Origin of the sequence: Rhodococcus sp. LB1 (assembly GCF_001583455.1) — a bacterium.
Lineage (GTDB): Bacteria > Actinomycetota > Actinomycetes > Mycobacteriales > Mycobacteriaceae > Rhodococcus_F > Rhodococcus_F opacus.
Window position 1 is genome coordinate 99,378 of record NZ_LTCZ01000396.1, and the last position, 19,896, is coordinate 119,273.

The 19,896-nt window shown below is 67.4% G+C and carries 12 protein-coding genes (1 of these 12 cut by a window edge); 5 read left to right on the top strand and 7 right to left on the bottom strand.

The genetic code is table 11. The features are described 5' to 3' along the window. Window positions 1-6,890, top strand: partial view of a non-ribosomal peptide synthase/polyketide synthase gene (locus AZG88_RS38105; RefSeq protein ID WP_061700639.1) — the end only. 26,836 nt of this gene lie to the left of the window's left edge; the window shows 6,890 of its 33,726 coding nt (coding positions 26,837-33,726); its start codon lies off the left edge, out of view; its stop codon occupies window positions 6,888-6,890. 72 nt (window positions 6,891-6,962) lie between these two features. Here the strand turns inward: AZG88_RS38105 and AZG88_RS38110 are convergent, their stop codons facing one another. From AZG88_RS38110 to AZG88_RS38125, 4 genes are read right to left on the bottom strand one after another with little or no spacing between them, the layout of a single operon-like run. Continuing rightward, window positions 6,963-7,922: a diiron oxygenase gene (locus tag AZG88_RS38110; RefSeq protein ID WP_005239567.1), complete on the bottom strand. Its 960-nt coding sequence runs from the start codon at window positions 7,920-7,922 to the stop codon at window positions 6,963-6,965. Continuing rightward, window positions 7,919-8,851, bottom strand: a complete 933-nt coding sequence (locus AZG88_RS38115) for a prephenate dehydrogenase/arogenate dehydrogenase family protein (RefSeq protein ID WP_061700640.1) — start codon at window positions 8,849-8,851, stop codon at window positions 7,919-7,921. The genes AZG88_RS38110 and AZG88_RS38115 overlap by 4 nt, the downstream gene beginning before the upstream one ends. Then, window positions 8,848-10,920, bottom strand: a complete 2,073-nt coding sequence (gene pabB, locus AZG88_RS38120) for an aminodeoxychorismate synthase component I (protein ID WP_025432227.1) — start codon at window positions 10,918-10,920, stop codon at window positions 8,848-8,850. Before pabB ends, AZG88_RS38115 begins: the two co-directional genes overlap by 4 nt. Further along, the gene (locus AZG88_RS38125; RefSeq protein ID WP_005239573.1) at window positions 10,920-11,357 is read right to left on the bottom strand and encodes a chorismate mutase family protein; all 438 of its coding nucleotides are present in this window, start codon (window positions 11,355-11,357) and stop codon (window positions 10,920-10,922) included. Before AZG88_RS38125 ends, pabB begins: the two co-directional genes overlap by 1 nt. Window positions 11,358-11,588: 231 nt before the next feature. Here AZG88_RS38125 and AZG88_RS38130 point away from each other — a divergent pair, with 231 nt between their 5' ends. After that, entirely contained in the window at window positions 11,589-12,524 is a 936-nt protein-coding gene (locus AZG88_RS38130) for an esterase/lipase family protein (RefSeq protein ID WP_005239575.1), read from the top strand. A gap of 43 nt (window positions 12,525-12,567) precedes the next feature. On the opposite strand, the gene AZG88_RS38135 is transcribed toward AZG88_RS38130, so the two are convergent. Continuing rightward, entirely contained in the window at window positions 12,568-13,263 is a 696-nt protein-coding gene (locus AZG88_RS38135; protein WP_025432228.1) for a GntR family transcriptional regulator, read from the bottom strand. A gap of 47 nt (window positions 13,264-13,310) precedes the next feature. Continuing rightward, on the bottom strand, window positions 13,311-14,453 hold the full coding sequence (locus tag AZG88_RS38140) for an acyl-CoA dehydrogenase family protein (RefSeq protein WP_061041823.1): 1,143 nt from the start codon (window positions 14,451-14,453) through the stop codon (window positions 13,311-13,313). A gap of 158 nt (window positions 14,454-14,611) precedes the next feature. Between AZG88_RS38140 and AZG88_RS38145 the strand changes: the two genes are divergently transcribed. Next, on the top strand, window positions 14,612-16,144 hold the full coding sequence (locus tag AZG88_RS38145; protein ID WP_061700641.1) for an aldehyde dehydrogenase family protein: 1,533 nt from the start codon (window positions 14,612-14,614) through the stop codon (window positions 16,142-16,144). A 23-nt stretch (window positions 16,145-16,167) separates the two neighbouring features. After that, window positions 16,168-17,100: an oxygenase MpaB family protein gene (locus AZG88_RS38150; RefSeq protein ID WP_025432229.1), complete on the top strand. Its 933-nt coding sequence runs from the start codon at window positions 16,168-16,170 to the stop codon at window positions 17,098-17,100. A 38-nt stretch (window positions 17,101-17,138) separates the two neighbouring features. Here the strand turns inward: AZG88_RS38150 and AZG88_RS38155 are convergent, their stop codons facing one another. Next, the gene (locus AZG88_RS38155) at window positions 17,139-18,377 is read right to left on the bottom strand and encodes a TetR/AcrR family transcriptional regulator (protein WP_025432230.1); all 1,239 of its coding nucleotides are present in this window, start codon (window positions 18,375-18,377) and stop codon (window positions 17,139-17,141) included. A gap of 272 nt (window positions 18,378-18,649) precedes the next feature. Here AZG88_RS38155 and AZG88_RS38160 point away from each other — a divergent pair, with 272 nt between their 5' ends. Further along, window positions 18,650-19,885 carry an acetyl-CoA C-acetyltransferase gene (locus AZG88_RS38160; protein ID WP_061700642.1) on the top strand — a complete coding sequence of 412 codons (1,236 nt, stop codon included), beginning with the start codon at window positions 18,650-18,652 and terminating at the stop codon, window positions 19,883-19,885. Window positions 19,886-19,896 lie beyond the last annotated feature (11 nt).

Sequence of the window (19,896 nt, forward strand, 5' to 3'; positions counted from 1 at the left end):
CCGTCCCGGTGGGGGTCGCGGGTGAGCTGTACGTGGCGGGTCCGAGCGTGGCACGCGGCTATCACAACCGGTTCGCCCTGACGGCGGAGCGTTTCGTCGCCAACCCGTTCGGCGGTCCCGGTGAGCGGCTCTACCGCACCGGCGACGTCGTCCGCTGGGTGCACGACGGGGAGACCGGCGACCTCGTCCTCGACTACGTCGGCCGGTCCGACTTCCAGGTGAAGGTCCGCGGGTTCCGCATCGAACTCGGCGAGATCGACGCCGAACTCGGCAGCCACCCGAGCGTGGACTTCGCGGTCACGCTGGGCCATCACCGCGAGCAGACCGGTCAGACCGTGCTGGTGTCGTACGTGATGCCGGCTCCGGGCGCGTCGATCGACGTCGCGGAACTGTCGGCGTTCGTGTCCGAGACCCTGCCCGGGTACATGGTGCCGTCGTCGATCATGGCGATCGACTCGGTGCCGCTGACGCCCGCCGGAAAGCTCGATCGCAAGGCGCTTCCCGAGCCGCAGTTCGTGTCGGCAGCCAGTGAGTACTGCGCGCCGTCGACGCCGATGGAGAAGGCCATCGCCGACGTCTTCGCACAGGTGCTCGGTGTGGACCGCGTCAGCGTCGACGACTCGTTCTTCGCCCTCGGCGGCGACAGCATCGTGTCCATCCAGCTCACGACCCGCGCGAAGAACGCCGGGGTGCTGTTCACGGCGCGGGACGTCTTCGAGCGCAAGACCGTCTCGGCGCTGGCCGACGTGGCCGACTGGGCCACCGACGTCGAGTCGGTGAAGCTCGAGGAGCTGCCGGGCGGCGGCGTCGGTTCGATTCCGCTCACGCCTATCGCGCACTGGCTGGTGGAGACGGCAGGGACCTTCGAGAAGTTCTCGCAGGCGGTTCTGCTGACCACCCCGCCCGCGGTCACGCGGGATCAGCTGGTGGCCACGGTGGATGCTGTCCTGGAACGCCACGACATCCTCCGATCCCGGCTCACCCGGACCGGGGACGACTGGGCGTTCGAGACTCTCCCGACCGAAGCGACATTCGGTGCGGACGACCTGATCGAGCAGATCGAGTTCACCGACAAGCCGGGAACGGACGGATTCGAGAGACTGGCACGCGCGGCTCTCGACCGTGCGGCGGAACGGCTGGATCCGGCGTCGGGCCGGATGACGCAGTTCGTGTGGTTCGCTCCCGCGGCGTCGTTGCCGGGGCAGAGCGGCCGCCTGCTGGTGCTCGCGCATCACCTCGTCGTCGACGGTGTGTCCTGGCGAGTGCTGTTGCCGGACTTCGCGACCGCGGGTTCGCAGATCACGGCGGGACAGCCGGCGCAGCTCGAACCGGTCGGCTCCTCGGTCCGTGCGTGGGCGCACGGTCTGGTCGAGGAGGCGAAGTCGCCGCACCGCGTGGCGGAACTCGACTTCTGGCGCGGGATGCTCGCGGACACGGATCCGCTGATCGGAAAGCGTGCGTTCGATCCCGCACGCGACGTGATCGCCCGGACCGACCGCCTGAGCATGACGTTCTCGACGCAGGTGACGCAGGCGCTGCTCACCACGATCCCGCAGTCCGTGAACGGTGGTGTCAACGACGGTCTGCTCGCGGCTCTCGCTCTCGCGGTCGCGCGCTGGCGCGGAGTCCGCAACGGGACCGAGGATCGCTCGGTGCTGATCGACCTCGAGGGACACGGCAGGGAAGAGGCGACCGTGCCCGGTGCCGACCTCTCCCGCACGGTGGGCTGGTTCACGAGCCTGTACCCGGTGCGGCTGGACGTCTCCCGGGCCGATCTCGACGACGCGTTCGACGGCGGGACGTCGACGGGCGCGGCGCTGAAGGCGGTCAAGGAGCAGTTGCTTGCCGTGCCCGACAAGGGCATCGGCTACGGGCTGCTTCGCTACCTGAACGAGGAGACGGGTCCGGCCCTGGCGTCGTTGCCGACTCCGCAGATCGGGTTCAACTACCTCGGTCGCGCGGGCTCGGTGGATCTGCCCGCCGAGATCCGGGATCTCGGCTGGATCCCCGACAGCGATTCGGGTGAGTTCGGCGGTGCCATGGACGACGACATGGTGGCACCGGCGGTGCTCAGCATCAACGCGGTGACGTCGGAGACGGCGTCCGGTCCCCAGATCGAGGCCAAGATCGCGTTCGCCACCGAGATTCTCGACGAGGCGGACGTGTGGGAGCTCGCCGAACTGTGGCACGCCGCGGCGACCGCGCTGGCCGAGCACGCCTCCGGGCCGAACGGCGGCGGTCTCACACCGTCCGACGTTCCGCTGGTGTCCGTGACGCAGGACGACCTCGAGGCGCTCGAACGGCGCTACCCCGACGCCACCGACGTGTGGCCGCTCGCCCCGCTGCAGTCCGGAATGTTCTTCCATTCCGTGCTCGCCGAGGACGCGGTGGACGTCTACACCGCGCAGGTGGTGCTGGACTTCCAGGGCACCGTCGACACCGGCCGGCTCCGCGGCGCGGCGGAGGCGTTGATCGCACGTCACGCGAACCTGCGCACGGCGTTCGTCCCCGACGATTCGGGGACCGCGGTCCAGGTGGTCGTCGACCACGTCGCGCTGCCGTGGGAAGAGCTCGACCTCTCCGGCCTGTCCGAGACCGAACGCGAGGAGCGGATGAGTTCCGTTCTGAGCGAACATCGTTCGGCGCGGTTCGATATGAGTCGTCCGCCCCTGATGCGGTTCCTGCTGATCCGCACGGGTGAGAACAGCTACCGGTTCTCCATCAGCAACCACCACATCCTGCTCGACGGATGGTCGATGCCGTTGCTGATGAAGGACCTGCTGGTGCTGTACGCGACCCGCGGTGACGGTTCGGTGCTGCCGCGCGTGCGTGGTTACCGCGACTTCCTCGGCTGGCTGTCCGAACGCGACACCGACGCATCGCGCAGCGCGTGGGCGCACGCACTGGCGGGACTGGACGGTCCGACCGTGCTGGCCCCGGCACCGAGCAGCGAGGACCGTCCCGAGCCGGCCGAGTTCGCGCTGCACCTCGGCGAGGTGGTGAGCGAGAACCTGGCGCGCATCGCCCGGGACCGTGGCCTGACGATGAACACGATCGTCCAGGCTGCGTGGGGTCTGCTGCTGGCCCGCATGACGGCCTCGGACGACGTCGTCTTCGGCGCCACCGTGTCGGGGCGCCCGCCGGAGGTCGCAGGCATCGAGTCGATGGTGGGCTTGTTCATCAACACCATCCCGATTCGCGTGCGTATCGATCCCCGTGAGTCCCTCCTCGGACTGCTCGAGCGGCTGCAGGCGGAACAGTCGACGTTGTTCGACCACCATCACATCGGTCTTCCGGAGATCCAGCAGATCGCCGGAATCGGTGGGCTGTTCGACACGTTGACGGTGTTCGAGTCGTACCCGGTGGACCGCGCAGGTCTCACCGAGGACAGCGACATCGACGGGCTCCAGGTCGCCGGGGTACAGATCAGCGACGCCTCGCACTACCCGCTGAGCCTGCTGGCCCAGTCGGACAGCGAGCTGCAACTGGTCCTGAAGTACCTTCCGGACGTATTCGGCGCCGACACCGTCGAGCGGCTCGGGTCCCGGCTGAACCGGATCCTGCAGACCATCGCGGCCGGCAGTTCCACGCTGGTGGGCGATCTCGATCTGCTGACCGGCGACGAACGCGAACTCGTCCTGTCCGGGTGGAACGACTCGGGGCACGACGTCACCGACGAATCCGTGGTGTCGATGTTCGGCGCCCAGGTCGCTCGCACGCCGGATCGAACGGCCGTGGTGGCGGACCACGTGCGCCTCACCTACGCCGAGTTCGACGCGCGGGTGAATCGTCTGGCGCGGCACCTGATGTCGATGGGTGTGGGGCCGGACTCGGTGGTGGGCATCGCGATGCGACGCTCGCTCGACATGGTGATCAGCCTCTACGCCGTCCACGCGGCGGGCGGCGCGTACGTGCCGATCGACCCGGAGCACCCCGCGGACCGCACCTCGTACGTGGTGGACAGTGCCATGCCGACGTGTGTGCTCAGCCTGGCCGACGACATCGCGAATCTCGATGTGGACGTGCCGGTGTACCTGGTCGAGGACTTCGACCTGTCCGAGTACGCGGAGGGCCCGGTCGAGGATTCCGAGCGGCTCGCCGAGCTGCGCCCGGTCAACCTGGCCTACGCGCTGTACACGTCGGGTTCGACGGGACGTCCGAAGGGCGTGGCGATTCCGCACTCGGCGCTGGCCAACCAGCTGGCGTGGATGCGGGACGTCTACGGCATCGGCGCGCAGGACGTGGTACTGCAGAAGACGCCGTTCACCTTCGACGCTTCGGTGTGGGAGCTGTTCCTGCCGTTGGTGGTCGGTGGCACTCTCGTGATCGCGTCGCCGGACGGTCACCGCGACCCCGAGTACATGGCAGCGACCGTGGGTACGGAAGCGGTGACGGTGATCCAGTTCGTCCCGTCCGTGCTGACCATGTTCCTCGACGCTGCCACGGCCGACCGGTGCGGTTCGCTACGCCTGGTCTTCGCGGGCGGTGAGCCGCTGCCTCAGTCGGCGGCCGACCGGGTCGCCGGTCTCGGTTCCGCGGAATTGGTGAACCTGTACGGCCCGACCGAGGTGACCATCAACTCGACGGCCCACGTGGTGGAGCAGTCGGGAACGGCGACGATCGCGCCGATCGGTTCGCCGGCGTGGAACACGCGCGCCTACGTGCTCGACGCTCATCTGAACCCGGCGCCGATCGGTGTTCCCGGTGAGCTGTACCTCGACGGCGCGCAACTCGCTCGCGGATACGTCAACAGTTCCGCACTGAGTGCGGAACGGTTCGTCGCGAACCCGTTCGGCGATTCGGGTGCGCGGATGTACCGCACCGGCGACCTCGTCCGGTGGAACGAGAACGGCGTCCTCGAGTTCGTGGGCCGCACCGACTTCCAGGTGAAGGTGCGAGGACTGCGTATCGAGCTCGGCGAGGTCGAGGAGGCGTTCGTCCGATACCGCGATGTGGCGCAGGCCGCCGTGATCGTCCACAACAGCGAGGTGGGTGCGCGGCTCGTCGCCTACGTCGTGCCGAAGCCGGATGCCGCTCTCGACGCCGCGGCGCTGAACGGGTTCGTCGCGGAATCGCTGCCCGAGTACATGATTCCGGATTCCGTGATGGTTCTCGCCGAACTGCCGCTGGGTACCAGCGGCAAGCTCGACCGGCGCGCACTGCCGGTGCCGGACTTCGCGTCGGCGGCCGAATTCCGGGCGCCGCGCACCGAGACCGAGCGTGCACTCGCGACCGTGTTCGGTGAACTGCTCGGCAGGGAGAGCGTCGGAATCGACGACTCGTTCTTCGAGCTCGGCGGCGACAGCATCGTGTCCATCCAGTTGGTGGCGCGGGCACGTTCGGCCGGTATCCACTTCACCGCGCGAGATGTGTTCGAGCGGCGGACCGTTGCCGAGCTGGCCGCGGTGGCGGACTCGGGCGAGTCCGCGGCGACCGCACTGCAGGAGTACGAGGGTGGTGGCGTCGGAACGGTGCCGCTCACCCCGGTCGCCCGCAAGATGGTCGAGCGCGGCGGCGACTTCGACCGGTTCGTGATGCCGTTGTTGCTCACACTGCCCGCCGGGATCGAACGCGAGCAGGTGATCGCGACGATCGCCGCAGTGGTCGACAAGCACGACGTGCTGCGGTCGACCCTGGTCACCTCCGGCGTGGGGGACGCGCTCGAGATCGCACCCGCGGGCAGCGTCGACATCGACGCCACCGTGCAGCGGGTGGAGATCGCGGCCGGCGACGAGCCCGGTTCGCCGGAGTTCGACGCGGTGGCAAGTGCGGCGTTCGACGCGGCCCTGGCTCGCCTCGATCCACGCACCGGGTCGATGCTGCAGTTCGTCTGGTTCGACCCCGCCGAGTCGGATCGGCGCGGACGGCTCCTCGTGTTGCCGCACCACCTCGTCATCGACTCCGTGTCGTGGCGGATCCTGGTGCCGGACTTCGCGAGCGCGGGCGCCCAGATCGCCGCCGGCACGTCGCCGTCACTCGAGCCGGTCGGGACGTCGCTGCGGCGCTGGACCGACGGTCTGCTCGAAGCGGCAGCGACGCCGGAGCGGGTGGCCGAACTCGAGGTGTGGGAACGGATGCTCACCGGGCCGGATCCACTGCTCGGATCGCGTGAGCTGGACCTGGGAACCGATCTGGTCAGCACGCTGGAACGGACCCGGGTGGATGTTCCCGCACCGGTCACCGAGGCATTGCTGGGTGGCACGCCGGGTGCGCTCGACGGTGAGATCGGCGACGTTCTCGCGGCAGCCCTCGCGTTGGCGGTGGCCGGCTGGCGGCGCGACCGCGGAGTCGAGGCTTCGTCGACGGTCGTCACCCTCGAAGGCCACGGACGTGAAGAGTCCACGGTGCCGGGTGCTGACCTGTCGCGGACGGTCGGCTGGTTCACCACGATGTACCCGGCACGCCTCGATCTCGCCGGGGTCGACCTCGCCGATGCCCTGCAGGGCGGCGCGAGCGCGGCGGACGCCGTGCACGCGGTACGGGATCAGCTGAGCGCGATCCCGGACCGGGGAATCGGATACGGGCTGCTCCGGTACCTGAACCCCGACACGTCGGCGGTCATGAGGAACTGGTCGGAACCGCAGATCGTGTTCAACTACATCGGACGCGTCAGCGCGGCCGAGGTTCCCGAGGCGGTACGCGGACTGGACTGGCTGCCCGACTTCGAATCGCCCGTCACGGGTGGATTCGAGAAGAGCGCGATGCCCGCCCAGGCCGTCCTCGACATCCAGTCGGTGATCTCGGAAACCGCGGAGGGCCTGCAGTTGTCGGCGTTCATGTCCTTCCCGCCCGGCATCCTCTCGACGCCGGAAGTGGACCGGTTCGGGGAGTTCTGGGTTGCCGCGCTCACCGCGCTCGTGGCTCAGGCCGAGGAGCGATCCGGGCGCTGATCTCCGCGGCCCGTGGTGGGAAGGCTCCGCGCCTTCCCACCACGTGGCCCCGTCTGTCCCGTCGCCGCGGAGTCAGGCCCACTCGAAGGACATCTCGCCCGCGACGCCGAGGTGCTTGCACAGCTTGTGGATGCCACCGAAATCCTGGACCAGTGCGGATCGGCGGGTGTCGTGTTCGGCGTCGTCGATCATCGCCTGACCACCGCTCAAGTCCATGAGTCCGACGATGGTGTGCCACGTCGAGTAGTCGTTGCTGCTGAAAGCGGTCATCGCGTCGACGAGCCCGTCGAGGAAGTGGCGGCGGTCGTCGGGGCTCAGGGTGTCGTAGACGACGCCGGCGATGTCGTCGGCGATCGAGGCGTGGCAGTACTCGTCGCGATTGTGCAGCCTCACCGTCGCCCGGTTGACCGGCTGGATGACGTCGTTTTCGGATATCAGGTCGAGGTAGGAGCTGATCGAGATCTCCGCCACCGTCATGAAGGCGAACGTCGTGATCGCCCGCTTCCTCGGGTCGGCGGCATCGGCCGTCGCCGCACGTTGTCGGCGCAACGTCAGGACGTCGGGAAGGGCGTTGTTCGGCATCGCCCAACCGCGTTGTCTGCGCGTGACGGCGCTCGCGTTCAGGTGCATGAGGGTGTGGTACTGCTCGTCGACCATCGCCTGGTGGACGGCCACGGCGAACGTGTCTCCGAGCCCGGTGTCCAGGGCGTCGTGCGCGACGAGGTCGAACCCGGGATTGACCACGTACTGCTCGATGTCCATGACGTTCTTGTTGAATGCGATCCAGGCCCACGCCCGGAGCTGGTTCCGGTGCTCCTCGCTCATGCCGAGAAAGCGATCGTGATCGGCGAAGGGCAGCAACTCGTTCGGGTAGTCCTGCTTGTCGAGGTCGAACAGCGCGTCGAGATCCGGTTCCGGCTTCTTCACGGTGGCCCGCTGACCCCAGTTCCGGGCGAGCCGGGTCACGACTGCGCTCTCCACCGGATCCGCCGGGTCGTACTCGGGGAGCGAGGGAGTCTTCTGGGGCGTCATGACGAATCTCCGTTCCTGTCCCACGACTGCGGTTGTCTGTGAACGAGACCGGTGAAGAGGTCGGCGCACAGCCGGGCGAGAGGTTCGCTCCGGTCGCCGAGCGCCGACGTCGAGCGGGACATGAGCGATGCGAAATCGTCCTCCGAGCCCCGCTCGACGGTTTCCGTGAGAGTGGTCAGCGCCGCGGCGAGCGCGCGGCGGGCCTCGGCCGCAAACGGATTGCCCGCCTGGATGTCCCGATAGACCTCCGGGACGCCTCCGCCGACCCGCGCGAGGAGCGCGAGTGACACGAGATGGGGAGGGGTCGCCACCGCGGTGAGTTCGGCCCCGTCGACACCGAGGTCCGCCAGCGCGAGGCCGAAGGCGAGGACGCCGGCGTGTGTCAGCGCCTGGGTCGCTGCGGTGAGCCGGTCGTGGTGTTCGGCGTCCAGGCGGACCACCGACGACCCCCAGCCGGACAGCACCGACAGGAACCACTCGACCTCACCACTGTTCCGGTAGGTCACCGCCGCGACGGGGCGGCCCTCCGGTCCGAGGGAAGGCGCGAACATCGGGTTGATGCCCATGGCACCGCTACGCAGCGCACTGTCGCGCAGGGCGGCGTCGAATCGGGACTTCACCGACAGCGTGTCGACCAGCAGGGCGTGTTCGGGCAACTCCGCGACGACGAACGGAATCGCCTTCAGCGCGACGCTTTCGGGGATCGCCAGGATCACCGCATCTGCAGCGTTCACCACCGCCCGCAACTCGGGAGACGGGTCGGTGACGTCGCCCTTCACCTGATCCGGGTCGGACCGATCGGTGAATCGGATGTCGATGGTGCGCACCATGTTTCCGTCGGCGCGCAGCCGAGCCGCCAGCATCCGGCCGACATCACCGGAACCGCCGATCAGCGCGACGGTCCGGGTGGATGCGGCCGGGACGTTCACGGCCCGATCTCGTTCGGCCGGTCTGCCGTCACAGTCAGTGCCCGCAACATGGTGGCGGCCTTGACCATCGCCTCGTCGAACTCCTCCTCCGGGTCGGAGAGTGCCGTGATCGCCCCACCGATACCGAACGTCACCTCGGTGTCCGTGGCGACTATCGTGCGGATGACGATCGACAGGTCGGCCGTCCCCGTCAGTGAAAAGTAGCCGATCGAACCGGAATACACACCGCGCGGCCCGGACTCGAGCCGGTCGATGATCTCCATGGTCCGGATCTTCGGCGCGCCCGTCATCGATCCGCCCGGGAAGGCGGCACGAACACACTCGACGACGGAAGCGTCGGCGCTGAGAGTCCCGCGCACGGTCGACACGAGTTGATGCACGGCCGCGTACGTCTCGACGTCGAAGAGTTTGGGAACGTGCACCGACCCGGGAACGCACACCCGGGCCAGATCGTTGCGCGTCAGATCGACGATCATGAGGTTCTCGGCGCGGTCCTTCTCGCTGTCCAGCAGGTCCTGCCGCAGCGCCGCATCCTTGGCGGGGGTCGCGCCGCGCGGACGCGTCCCCTTGATGGGCTTGGACTCCACCACCCGGTCCGCGCCGATCCTGAGGAACCGTTCGGGGGAAGCGCTGAGAACCGACAGTCCGGCGAACTGGAGGTACGCGCTGTACGGGGTGGGGCTGATGGAGCGCAGTAACTCGAACGTGTGCAGGGGATCGATGGACTGGTCCACCGTCGCCATGTTGGTGAGGCACACCTCGTAGGACTCACCGGTCCGGATCTCACCGAGCGAGGTCGCGATGTGTTCGAGGTACTTGTCGTGCTCGTGGCGCAGGGCGAGTTCGGCGGACTCCGGCTTCCGGATCGGCGACACCGCGGTCGGCGGGTTGTCCGGCTCGGCCAGCCGATGCAGCGCCACCTCCATCTCGTCGAGCCAGCGGCGCAACTCCGGATCGTCCTGGTGATCACTCAGGCACAGCGCGTAGGTGCGCTCGCCCGAATGGTCGATGACGACGGCGCGGTCGGCGAACACCAGCGCGGCATCTGGGGTGGGCGACTTGTGGGCCGCCGTGCCGCCGGTCTCGGCCTTCAGTTCGTAGCCGAGGTACCCCACGTAGCCGAGGCCGAACGGCACACCCGGGAGGCCGGGCACCGACCGGGCCTGCAGTTGCCGCTCGAGGTAGTCGAAGAACGGTGCGTGCACCTGTTCGACCGGCAACCCCTCGCGCGTGATCCGGACGATCGATTCGCTGACGTCGTACGTGATGTACTCGGCGCGGGGGCCGGAACAATTGCCCATGATGGTGAATCGCGAAGTCGGTTCCGAGGCCGACGTCCCGTCCAGCCAGAACGCGTTGGGTCCGGACGCGAAGAGATCCTCGAACGTCGTGCGGGGATCGACTTCGTGATCGACGCGCACCTGCTGGACCACGTACGGCGCGTGGGGAATCGGGATTCTCAGCATGGACCCGTGCGTGGGTGTCCCGGAATGCGTCTGCGTGAGATCGCGGAAGTTCGCGAGCAGTTCGTGACCGAAGGCGGTGCTGATCGATTCGGGGTGGAACTGGACGCCCCACAGCGGACGAGTGCGGTGACGGACACCCATCAACAGGCCGTCGGCGGTCCAGGCGGTGGCCTCGAGGTCGTCGGGGAGATCCTCGACGATCAGCGAGTGGTAGCGGACCGTCGGGAACGGTGACGGAATGCCGGCGAAGAGCTCGGAACCGTCGTGTTCGACGAGGGATACGCGGCCGTGCATCGGTTCGGGTGCGAGGACCACGCTGCCCCCGAACAGCTGGCACAGTCCCTGATGACCGAGGCACACGCCGAGGACGGGTAGTTCGGTCTCCGTGATGATGCGCGCACTGATCCCGAAGTCTCGTTGCCGCTCCGGGCGTCCGGGGCCGGGGGAGATGACGATGTTGTCGAAGTCGGACCAGGGGATCGAATCCCACTCCACGTCGTTGTGCACGACCGTGGGGGGTTCACCGTTCACCTCGGCCAGCAGGGTGAACAGGTTGTAGGTGAACGAATCGTAGTTGTCGACCAAGAGCGTCCGGGTACTCATCACGACTCGACATTCGCAGATGGCGCGGAACTGTGACGAACGTGGTGGTTGTCACGGTGGTCGTGGTGTCCGTTGTGGCGGGGGGCCTCGTCGGCGGGCTCCGCGTTGATCACGAGGTCCTCGAGCCGGCACGTCTCGGCGATGAGAAGGTCGTAGAGCGAGTCGAAGAACTCCGGGGACAGGGAGTGGCTGTCCGCGTACTGTCGCGCCCGCTCGTGGACGATATGGATTCGGCCTGGCTGCATCATGGCGATGTGCTCGCGTTGCTTCAGTTCGCCGATGCGCAGGCACACCTCCAAGCGCTGCCGGACCGCTTCGAGCAGGGTCGCGTCGACTGCGTCGAGTTCCGCGCGCAGACCCTCGAGTGCCTGCTGCGCCGAGGCGTCAGAATGCTCTCCGGAATCGTCGCCGTTCCGCTGTCCTACGGAGAAGTACATAGTCGCCCCACTCACTCGATCGGCAGTAGCTTTCTCATCCCGACTATCGTGTGTCGTTGGTGGTTCGTTTCCATGAGCCCTTCCGGATGGCGGGAAGGGCTGTGTTCGAACGGCCGAATACGAACCAGGTGGGTTATCACCCCCAGAGTCTCGATCTCGAGTTGAGACTTTGATGGACGGTTGGCTAACGTAACCTGAAGTCTATTTCCGCTAACTCAGGATACGAGGAATATGCGCATATCGTTGGCCAGTAGGGCTCTGTTGTTCGTGCTGGCAGGCATCGTGATGCTGTGCAGTGCGGCACCAGCGGCAGCGGATCCCGTGGAAGCGGAACCCGCACCCGCGGCCGACCTGTCGGTGCTGCCGGGGGCGAACGACTGGAGCTGTAAGCCGTCCGCGGCGCATCCGCGTCCCGTCGTGCTGGTGCACGGCACCTGGACCGGCATGCTGGGAACATGGAAGGACCTCGCGCCGGCGCTCACGGCGGAGGGATACTGCGTCTTCGCCCTCAACTACGGACAGCCCACCGGTCTGACCGAGGGCAACCTGATGCGCATGTTCGGCGGCGCCGACATCGCGGAGTCCGCGCAGCAGCTCGCCGGATTCGTCGACCAGGTCCGCACCACCACCGGCGCTTCGCAGGTCGACATGATCGGGCATTCGCTCGGTGGCACGGTCTCCCGCCAGTACCTGCGGTTCGACGGCGGCGCCGACCGCACGAACCCCGCGCTGAACAAGGTGCACTCGCTCGTCACGCTCGGCGCCACCAACCACGGCACCAGCTTCGGGGACGTCCAGTCGCTCGGTGCGATCGCGCAGGCACTGGGTGTGCCGGTCATGACGCTCGCCGGTGTCGCGGTCGGACCGTCCTACATCCAGCAGATGGTGGGCTCACCCTTCCTGCAAGTCCTCAACGCCGGCGGCGACACCGACCCGGGCATCGAGTACACGGTGGTCGCCAGCCGCAGCGACACCGTGTCGACCCCGCCGGAGAACACGTTCCTGACGGCCGGTCCGGGTGCCGTCGTGCACAACATCTGGCTCCAGGACGGCTGCGAGACGAACACGGCCGAACACATCCAGCTGACCACCGATGCGCGGGCCGTATACATCATCCAGCGGGCGCTGGACCCCACCTATGGAGATCGCAACCCCGCACCGTGCTGACCCCACACCGTGCTGACCCGGCGCCGGGCACCGGTGGTGACGGTCAGTCCCAGATGCCGACCTCGTCGAGATGCGCGACCAGTCGCTGGGCGCCGTCGATGAAGTGGGCCTTGTTCTCCGCACCCACCACGTCGGCCTTCCCGTCGGCGAGCGCGGCGATGAGCCGGCGATGGCTCTCGACCGCCGACTCACCCCAGGCCGGATCGGACGAATAGAACTGCACCGGGGTGTACCGGGTGGCGCTGAGCAGGAACCACGACAGCTTGCTCGCGTCCGCAAGACGGTTGATGACCCGGTGGAACGAGAACTCGAGATCCTCGATGCGGTCGGCGTCGCCGTCCTGGACGGCGCGTCGCAGCTTCTCGTTGATCGCGGTCAGCTCCTCGACGGCCTCGGGGGTGGCCGACCGACTTGCGCGGACCGCGAGTTCCTCGGCGATCTGCCCCTGCAGCCAGAAGAGGTCGTGGATGTCGTCCCGGCTGAGCGGTGCGACCACATACCCGCGGTGGGGGACCAGTTCGACGAGTCCCTCCCCGCGCAGGGTCAGGAGCGCCTCACGGACAGGTGTGACGCTGACCCCCAGATCCGCGGCGGTCTCGTCGAGGCGGATGAAGTCACCCGGGCGAACGCCCCCGGACATGATCAGGTTGCGGACGTGCACGGCGACGTCGTCCGACAGCTGGGGTCGGCGGCGCAGGGTGCGGCCCGCTGGGGATCGTGACACGGAGGGCGATGCCATGGAGAACTCCTTCGATGCGGCAAACCAGCATAAACCGCGGGTGGTGATTACAAGCCGTAGGTCTTGCCGATGATGTCGCGCTGAATCTCGTTGGTACCGCCGTAGATGCTCGACACGATGGTGGAGCGGACGTGCTTCTCCATGTCGAACTCGGTGGCGTAGCCGTACCCTCCCATCATCTGCATGCCCTCGAGCGCGACCTTCTTCGCCGTCTCCGTGACCTTCAGTTTGGCCATCGACGCCTCGCGGGCCAGCATCTTGTCCGGGTTCGCGTCGACGTCCTCGGCGACGCTGTAGACGAGCAGCTTGCAGCACTCGATCTCCGTCGCGAGATCGGCGATGCGGTGGCGCAACGCCTGGAACGATCCGACCGGCCGCCCGAACTGCTTGCGCTGGGTGACGAAGTCGAGGGTGTCGGCGAACGCGCGCTGCGCGGTGCCGAGCATCATGGCGGCGAGGATCAGGCGTTCGAAGTTCAGGCCGGTCATCAGCTGGCGCCAGCCGTTGCCGACCTCGCCCACCACCGCATCCTCGGGTAGGACGCAATCGGTGAAGTAGAGGTCGTTGACCTCCTTGCCGCCCATCGTGTCGATGCCGCTGATCTTCAGCCCGGCGGTATCAGCCGGGACGTGGAACATCGTGAGGCCTTCGTGCTTGCCGTCGCCGCGCCCGGTGCGGGCCACGAGCAGGATGTTGTCGGCGAAGTGCGCGTTGGAGCACCACGTCTTCTGACCGTTGATCACCCAGCCGTCGGCGGTCTTCTCCGCGCGGGTGCTGAGGTTGCCGACGTCGGAACCGGCTTCCGGCTCGGACATCGAGATGGACTGTGATCGGCCGGCCACGATGCCGCGCAGCACGATGTCTTTCTGCGCGTCGGTTCCGAACTTCGCGTAGGCGCCGCCCGTGATCAGGGTGGGACCGATGCCGCCGATGGGTGCCATCCCCTTGGCGGCCTCCTCGAGCAGGATGCACATGTCGACGTGGCTGGCGGCCGAGCCGTCGTACTCCTCGGGAATGGTGATGCCCAGCCAGCCCAGCTTGGCCATCTTCTCGTAGACGTCCTGATTGTGGTTGTGCTCGCCGTGATTCGTCAGCCTGTCGCGCTGCTCGCGCGTGCCGCTCTCGCGCTTGCAGAAATCGGCGATCGCCGCCGCGAAGTCCTTCTGTTCACTGGTGAATTCGACGCTCATGTCCGGGGGACTCCTCATGGTTGATTCGGCCGGCGAATCGGTCGGCCGGAGGTGACTGTGTGGGGCTTGCCGCGATGGGGTCCGCCGCATACTGTGATGTCCACTACATTACATCACATCACATATATTTGATGTGATCTCGAGGGAGGACATCGACCATGCCACAGCAGGCGGAGACGACCGAGACGACGGCCGGCGAGCAGCCCGCAGCCCCGACGGAGCAGGCGCCGAAGACGTTCGCGTCCCTGGACCCGCGGAACGGCAACGTCCTGGCCGAGTACCCGATCCAGGGGGAGCAGGAGGTGCGCGACGCCGTCGACGCGGCCCGCGCCGCCGCGCAGTGGTGGAACGCTCTCGGGTTCGACGGCCGCAAGCAATGGCTCCTCGACTGGAAGAAGTCGATGGCCCGGGACGGCGAGCAGCTGGCCGCCCTCGTCGCCGCGGAAACCGGCAAGCCGTACGACGACGCGCTCCTCGAAGTGATGCTCGCCATCGAACACCTCGACTGGGCCGCGAAGAACGCGGGCAAGGTTCTGAAGCGGCGCAAGGTGCCGTCGGGCCTGGTCAGCGCGAACCAGGCCAGCAGCGTCGGATACGAGCCGATGGGTGTGGTCGGTGTCATCGGGCCGTGGAACTACCCCGTGTACACGCCGATGGGGTCGATCTCCTATGCGCTGGCGGCGGGCAACACCGTCGTCTTCAAGCCCAGCGAGCTGACCCCCGGGGTCGCGGTGTGGCTCGCCGACAAGTGGAAGGCGCTCGTGCCCAACCAGCCCGTGCTGCAGGTGGTCACCGGAGACGGGTCGACCGGCGCGGCTCTCGTCTCGGCCGGGGTCGACAAGATCGCCTTCACCGGATCTGCCGCCACCGGCAAGCGCGTCATGGCCGCGTGTGCCGAAACGCTGACCCCCCTCGTCGTCGAGGCGGGCGGCAAGGACGCCATGCTCGTCGACGCCGACGCGAACCTGGACGAGGCCGCCGGCTTCGCGGTGTTCGGGGCGATGGGCAACGCCGGACAGACGTGCGCCGGCGTCGAGCGCATCTACGTCGTCGACTCGGTCTACGACGAGTTCGTCCGGCTGGTCGCCGAGAAGTCGAAGGTCCTGCGCCCCGGCCCCCGGGACGCCGCCTACGGTCCGATGACGATGACCAGCCAGTCCGAGGTCGTCCGCGGCCACGTCCAGGATGCACTCGACAAGGGCGGATCCGCTGTGGTCGGCGGACTGGACTCCATCAAGGACGGCTACGTCGGACCGATCGTGCTGACCGGCGTTCCCGAGGACAGCACCGCGATCCGCGAGGAGACGTTCGGCCCCACGGTCGTCATCAACAAGGTCGCCAGCCTCGACGAAGCGGTCACGAAGGCCAACGGCACCACGTTCGGGCTCGGCGCGTCCATCTTCACCAAGGATGGGACGAAGGCGATGCAGGCTGCCGAAAAACTCAGGGCCGGTGTCGTGACGATCGGTTCGGTGCTCGGATTCGCCGGCGTGGCGGCCCTGCCGTTCGGCGGTGTCGGAGATTCGGGCTTCGGCCGCATCCACGGCGCAGACGGTCTGCGTGAATTCAGCCGGGTCAAATCCATCGCCCGACAGAAGTTCGCGGCTCCGCTGAACCTGCTCACCATGCAGCGCAAGTCGCGGGACATGAAGATCTCGGCCTGGATGTTGAAGAACCGGCACGGACGCTGATCACACGGCAGGAGGGTATTCACATGCTGATGAAGACCACACGCGCCGACACCGGCGCGCCGGGCAGGGTTCCGCGGGGCAGGCACGGTTGGCAGCGGCGGATCGAGGAACTCGATCCGGTCCGGGATCACCAGGAGATCCATCGCATCACGGCCGGCTACGAGTTTCCGTGGGATTACCAGCGGTCGCTCGAGTTCGCGCTGTTCCGGACATACTGCGTCCCCACCATTTCGGAACTCCTGCAGCGCACCGGTGAGTTCGAGAAACGGCCGCAGAAGCGGTACGACGACACCGCACTGCTGATGGCCGAACTCGTCGAACACGGCTACGACTCCGAGCGCGGCGTCGAATCACTGCGCGTCGTGAACCGCATGCACGGCAAGTACGACATCGACAACGACGACATGCTGTACGTGCTGACCACCTTCATCTACGAGCCGATCGACTGGGTCGACCGCTTCGGATGGCGGCGGCTGACCCCGAACGAGCGTCTCGCGTGTTTCCACTTCTACCGTCAAGTGGGAATCCGTATGGGAATCAAGAACATTCCCGAAAGTTTCGAAGACTTCTACCGGTTCAAGGTCGACTACGAGCGGAAGCATTTCCGGTACACCGACGACAACCATCGCGTCGGCACCTACACGCTGAAGCTGTTCTGTTCCTGGTTTCCGGCGCCACTCCGGCCGCTCGTCGCGCAGGGGGTCTACGCCCTCCTCGACCCGATGATGCTGGCAGCGTTCGGATTTCCCGCCGCCCCGATCTGGCTGCAGAACGCGTCCCGCCGTGCGCTGGGGGTCCGTGCGAGGTTCGTGCGCTTCCTGCCGCCACGCCGGGAGTCCAAGGCGGCACGGGATCGGCACAACCGGAGCTACCCCGGATACCCGGTGGGCTACCGTCCCCGTGATCTGGGCGCGGACAGCGACAATCACCGCGGATCCCGTCGACGCGCCGCATGACGGCTGTGTCCCTGGGCGATTCGTCCAGGGACTCAGCCTCAGTGGCCCAGCAGCACCGCCGTCATCAGGGTGTGGAGACGCGCACGCGATTCCTCGCGGGTGTCGAAGTGGACGAGGCGGCCGATGTCGAGCACCAGTCCCAGCGCGGCGTGAACCAGGAACCGTGCCTCCGGAGCCGAGAGTTCGGTGCGCACGGCGGTCACCAGGTGGACCCACTCCTCGACGTGCAGGCGCTGCACGTTGCGGAGATTGGTCCGCTCGTTCTTCGGGAGGTTCCCGATCTCCGCGAAGTACACCGACAGCACTTCCGGATTCCCGAACGAGAGTTCCAGGTAGGACTCGGCGAGTTTGCGGAGCGCATCCTCGGGGCCGGTGGCGGTGGACAGCGCCGCCGAGGTGGCCACGGCCAGCCGGTCGGACGCGCGGTAGAACACCGCTGCGAGAAGGTCGGCCTTGCTGGGGAAGTGGCGGTACACGCTCGACGCGTTGATGCCGGCGGCGGCGCCGATTTCTTCGATGCTCGAGTCGTGATAGCCGTGCCGGTCGAAGATCTTCACGGCCTCGTTGATCAGTAACTCGCGCTTGGACGTCACCGCCAGGCCGCGTACCGCACCTGTGCCCGCGTTCCTTCCTTCGGTCGGGACGGCGGGAGGCAGTGTCGCGCGCAGGATCGATTCGCACGCCGACTTCAGAAGCGCGTCGAGCCGGCGCGTCGCGAGAGTGGTGCGATGTGCGCTGATGCTCCCCATCACGCTCAGCGTCGACGCCCCCAACGTCGTGGCGTCGACGGACGTGAGTTCGGGGCGCAGTTCCCGCAAGGGTTCCGCCACGCACTGGGTGACGTGAACGAAGACGTCGCGGATGCGCGTGCGATCCTCGGCCTCGAGGTACCGGCCCTCCCAGCGGTAGAGCCCGGCGACCTTGCGGTTCTCGATGGTGTTCGCGACGAGCGCGGAGATCAGATGGTCGAGGCGGTCTCCGGGCTCGCGCTCGGCCATGCCGTCGAGGGCGCCGTCCGCGGCCGCCTGCAGCGCGTCGGCTGTCGTGGTGGCGGCGTGTACGAGCAGGGCGTACTTGTTCGGGTAGTGCCGGTAGAGGGCGGGGCCGGAGATCCCGATGGTGGCCGCGATCTCGTCGACGCCGACCGCGTGGTAGCCGCGCTCGCTGAAGGCCTCGGCCGCGACGTTCGCGATCTGGGCCTTGCGATTCTTCGGGCGACGGCGGATCGGCCGCTCGGTGGCGGCACCGGCCGCCGTGCTGGTCCGAGCCACGGTCACCTCCAGTAATCGGCAGTCATCTGCCAGTTTAACTGCCGATCATCTTAACCGAGACTTTCGCATCGTCGGGTCGACTGAGGGTCGCGTGCAGGGAAGTCGTCACCCCACATTGTCGGAAAATGCCGGTGAATCTGGCTGTCGAGTTGCCGGAGAGCTATTGACACGTGAGGAACGCGCAGAATAAGTTAACCGCAATTCGCATGTGTCCGCGGTCTCCTGACGGTCGTGCGCTCCTGGATGTCACATTTCGAACTATCGGAGGTAGCTGGATCATGAGTGCAACCCGGCAGAGCGGGCAGGCATTGATCTTCGACGCGATCAGAACCCCTCGCGGACGGGGCAAGAGCAACGGTGCCCTCCACGGCACCAAGCCCATCGACCTGGCGGTCGGGTTGATCGAGGAGATCCAGGTCCGGAATCCGAATCTGGACCCGGCGCTGATCGACGACATCGTGCTCGGCATCGTGTCGCCGCTGGGTGAACAGGGCGGCGTGCTTCCGCGTGTCGCGGCGCTGTCCGCCGGACTGCCCGAGACCGTCGCAGGTGTCCAGATCAACCGCTTCTGTGCCTCCGGGCTCGAGGCCGTCAACCTGGCCGCGCAGAAAGTGGCCTCCGGCTGGGAAGACTTCGTTCTCGCGGGTGGCGTCGAGTCCATGTCGAAGGTGCCCATGGGATCGGACGGCGGTGCATGGGGACTCGATCCGGCGACCAACTACGACACCTACATGGTCCCGCAGGGGATCGGCGCCGATCTCATCGCGACGATCGAGGGATTCAGTCGCAGCCAGGTCGACGAGTTCGCAGTTCGCTCACAGGAACTGGCGGCCGACGCCTGGGCGGATGGGCGGTTCGACCGCTCGGTCGTCCCGGTGCGGGACCGCAACGGTGTCGTCGTCCTCGACCGGGACGAGCACATGCGGCCCGGCGCCACCGTCGAGGGCCTGTCGGCATTGACGCCGTCGTTCGCCGCTCTCGGGGAGCAGGGCGGATTCTCCGCGGTGGCACTGCAGAAATACCACTGGGTGGAGCGCATCGACCATGTCCACCACGCCGGCAACTCTTCCGGAATCGTGGACGGTGCCTCCCTGATGCTCATCGGCAGCGCAGAAGCAGGTGAACGCGCCGGCCTCGCGCCGCGCGGCCGGATCGTGTCCACCGCAGTCATCGGCTCCGAGTCGACGATCATGCTCACCGGTCCCGCACCCTCGGCGCGCAAAGCACTGGCGAAGGCCGGGCTCGACGTCTCCGACATCGATCTGTTCGAGATCAACGAGGCCTTCGCCTCCGTGGCGCTGAAGTTCGCCAAGGACCTCGAGATCCCGCTCGACAAGGTGAACGTGAACGGTGGCGCCATCGCGATGGGCCACCCCCTGGGCGCCACCGGCGCAATGATCCTCGGCACGCTGCTCGACGAACTCGAACGCCGGGGCCAGCGTTACGGCCTGGCCACCCTGTGCGTCGGCGCGGGCATGGGCATCGCGACGGTCGTCGAACGCATCCAGCACTGACCACAGGAGAA